This window comes from Mesotoga sp. UBA5557 (assembly GCF_002425715.1).
In the GTDB taxonomy this organism is placed as follows: domain Bacteria; phylum Thermotogota; class Thermotogae; order Petrotogales; family Kosmotogaceae; genus Mesotoga.
Window position 1 is genome coordinate 1 of the sequence record NZ_DIMV01000051.1, and the last position, 3,226, is coordinate 3,226.

The 3,226-nt window shown below is 50.0% G+C and carries 2 protein-coding genes; one reads left to right on the forward strand and one right to left on the reverse strand.

Annotation, left to right across the window (positions count from 1 at the left end):
• The first annotated feature begins 572 nt into the window (after nt 1-572).
• Nucleotides 573-2,666 (forward strand): SIR2 family protein, encoded by a 2,094-nt coding sequence (locus B3157_RS06160; RefSeq protein ID WP_292589640.1) that lies wholly within the window; start codon nt 573-575, stop codon nt 2,664-2,666.
• 284 nt (nt 2,667-2,950) lie between these two features.
• On the opposite strand, the gene B3157_RS06165 is transcribed toward B3157_RS06160, so the two are convergent.
• A complete protein-coding gene (locus B3157_RS06165; RefSeq protein WP_180979951.1) occupies nt 2,951-3,121 on the reverse strand; it encodes a hypothetical protein in 171 nt (56 codons plus the stop codon).
• Nucleotides 3,122-3,226: the final 105 nt, after the last annotated feature.

Here is a 3,226-nt window from a genome sequence, read left to right on the forward strand (position 1 = left end):
TCAGCAGTGACTGACTTTTCACTCGCCTTCTCGTGAGCGCAGCGAACGTCTCGACTATGCTCTTTCTCGATCGATCTTTGCGGCGAACCGTTGGCCACTGACAGATGAGGATTATCTTCATGGGAACGTCCACTGTGCCCAGAATTGCCCAGCAGTGCAACAGTGCTTTTGTCGAACTGGGGAATGGGGAAAGCTTTTTATTCGAGTTCGGCTAAGGCGTTTGTCAAATTAAGTCATTGGCATCCCGCCCTCACGTATGGACAAGGTGTTTTTGCTCATATGCATGGAGACCCTGTCGGGAATCCTATTACTCTCTATTGTTTTGGCCCGCCTCAAAATCGGAAGCCTCCGCTGTAACTCTATGGGCCCTCCGGCGATGCGTACTCTCTTTTCGAGCGGCTTAGGCAGGACTGCCTTCTTCGCCAGCTTCAGAGCAAGGCTTCTTCTCAGAAGCCACATATGAAACGCAGTCAGCTGAGAAGTAGTATCATTGCATCAAAGAGATGTCTTGCGGAGGCAGGTTCCGCTCCTTTGAAAAGTCGATCACATCGCGGAAGAAAGAGGGAAAGATCATGTTCATAACGGATAATGTGAACGTCCCCACCGAGCTTATCAGGGCCCAGGAGGAAGGCAGGCTCGTCGTCTTTGCTGGAGCCGGCGTTTCGATGGCCTCCCCCTCGAACATTCCCGGCTTTGTCGACCTTGCGAAAGCCGTCGCGAAGCGATACAAACAGAAGTATTACGCGAGGCAGCAGAGAGTCCAGCCGCCCGACGTCTTTCTCGGAAGCCTGAACCCGAAACGGGAAGAAGAGGGCGTCCACGAAATCGTCAGGCAGATCATGAGTGAAGAGAGTTCCAAGCCATCGGAGCTTCACAGGCTGATCCCACTTCTATTCAAAGGCCCTCACGACCTGAAGATCGTTACGACCAACTACGATGCCCACTTTCTCACAACCATCAGGGAGTACAAAGACAGATATGCGGGTTTTGAAACCTTCAGAGCTCCCGCACTTCCAAGAGGCGACGATTTCAGGGGAATCGTCTATTTGCACGGAAACGTAGAGCAGGACGCAAGATGGTTGGTAGTTACCAACAGAGACTTCGGAAGGGCATATCTCACAGAGGGCTGGGCTAGAGACTTCTTGCGCGATCTCTATCTCTCCGACTACACGATTTTGTTTATAGGTTACAGCCACAGGGACACCATTGTTGATTATCTGGCCAGAGGTCTGGACATAAGGCAGTCAAACAGATACGCTCTCGTCAGCGCTAGCGATGCAGAGAGATGGAAGGAAATCAACGTAATCCCCGTTTCATACCCGCTCGTGCCCGAAGAAGCAACTGCCCATCTCGAGCTTCAAAAGGCACTCGAGAAGTGGACCTCTCTCGCAAGTTCTGACCTGAACTGTCATACCGAGAGAATCGGCAGGTTCGCATCCAAGAAGCCCGGCCAAGATAGGAAAGCAGACAGCTACCTGACATACTGCCTCAATCGTGAGGATCTCACGAAGGTCTTCTGCCGTTTTGCAAATGACTTCGACTGGGTGCGGTGGCTCGATTCAAGGGGACTTCTCGACAGCCTCTTCAATGAAGACGGCCCACTTGACGAGATTGAGAGAAACCTTGCCGACTGGTTCGTTAAGACAGCCTTCGAAAGTTCAGATCAGGAGCACCTTACCTTTCTGGTCTCAAGAAACTCTCCGCTGAACCCATATCTGGTCTCCTCAATCGTCCAGTATCTCGCTAATAATGAGATAGAGAAACCGGGCGACTTTCTGGCGGAATGGCTCAACCTGATTCTCAACAATTGGCACAAACACGACACACCCGATCAAGCTATGCTCGAAGCTCTGAAGAAGGTCGAAATAACTGAAAATCCCTGGATAATAACGAAGACAATTCAGAACTTCTTTTCTCTATCCCAGACGGGAAGAGAGGCAACGCTTTCTCTCTTCCACAGACAATACGACCTTGAACCCCTTGTAACGACTGATTGCCTGAAGAGGCTCTGGTCGGAACTGCTCGAACCGAACCTCGCCATCCTTTATGAAGACATACTGTCGATCCTTACCTCCCAGCTTATGAAAGCGGTCGCCGACATGTCTGTTTTGAACAGTACCTTGAGAGAGCACGACAGCATATGCGGCGCTAGGAAAGTAATCGAAGAGAGCGAAGGAGAGGCGGGGCCCGAATGGCTCCACATATTCATAGATATGATGAGAGACACTATCCTCTTCCTTATAAAAACCGATGACAAGAACAGGGAGTTCTATTACGAATGGTGGCGGAGATCCAAAGCTCCCATCTTGTGGAGAATCCTGTTGTACGCCGTATCGGAAGATCCATCATGCTCGGACGACTACCGTGTCGGGATCATTCTAGACAACGGGTGGCTGACTAATCCGGTACTGAGAGTGGAAATTGCAAAGATCATCAGAAACTCGCTTCGGGCAACTTCTATATCTCTCAAGAAAATGGTCGTTGAAACCATCGAAGCCGAAGCAAGCAAAGAGAGCAAAGCATCGGAACATAGCGATGGACTGAGACTAGATCCTCTTATCGAAGAGATTCTTTCAATTACTGAAGAGTTGCCAGTCGACTCCCCCGAAATAAGAAGGCTGATCGAAGCGCTTGAAGAGAAAAACAACGATCCCACCAGACAGTAATACGATAGCGCACTAACCGCAGCTTGAAGCAGAACCCGGCGAAGCATGCGGCATCAACTCCAAGCACAATCTGATGCCTGAGTTCTTTGTCGACGAGAGCGATAGTGAGGGTGACCGTTATGATGTACCCAACAGTACTTTGCAGACAGCCTCAGAAATCCTGAAAACATTGAAATTGAGGAGTTGAAACGCTTGTTGTCTGACTTCCGAATTACTGCGGTATCGAACGCGAAGAATAATCAGCCCGGAGAATACTCCCCGGGCCGGCAATCGACTGAGAACAGCTAGGTCTTCTTGCCCTTGTCCATATAAGCGACAAGGATCATTGCGGCGCCGCCGATCCACTTGAAGATGACGTGCCAGAGGGGCTCTACAACGGTCGAGATATTTAGTGAAGCTAGCAGAGCCATGACCAGCACCACAACACCGGCGAGCATCAATACCGTTCTTGACATAATGATCACCCCTCCTGTTTACAGGTATCTGGTAAAATCTTGACTCCATCTGCTATCGTGATTTTATCACAACTTTGCGCAAGAAAGACAGAAATGGGAGGATCT

Coding starts and splice junctions, on each gene's coding strand:
- B3157_RS06160 (WP_292589640.1), top strand. CDS start 573: ATGTTCATAACGGATAATGTGAACGTCCCCACCGAGCTTATCAGGGCC.
- B3157_RS06165 (WP_180979951.1), bottom strand. CDS start 3,121: ATGTCAAGAACGGTATTGATGCTCGCCGGTGTTGTGGTGCTGGTCATG.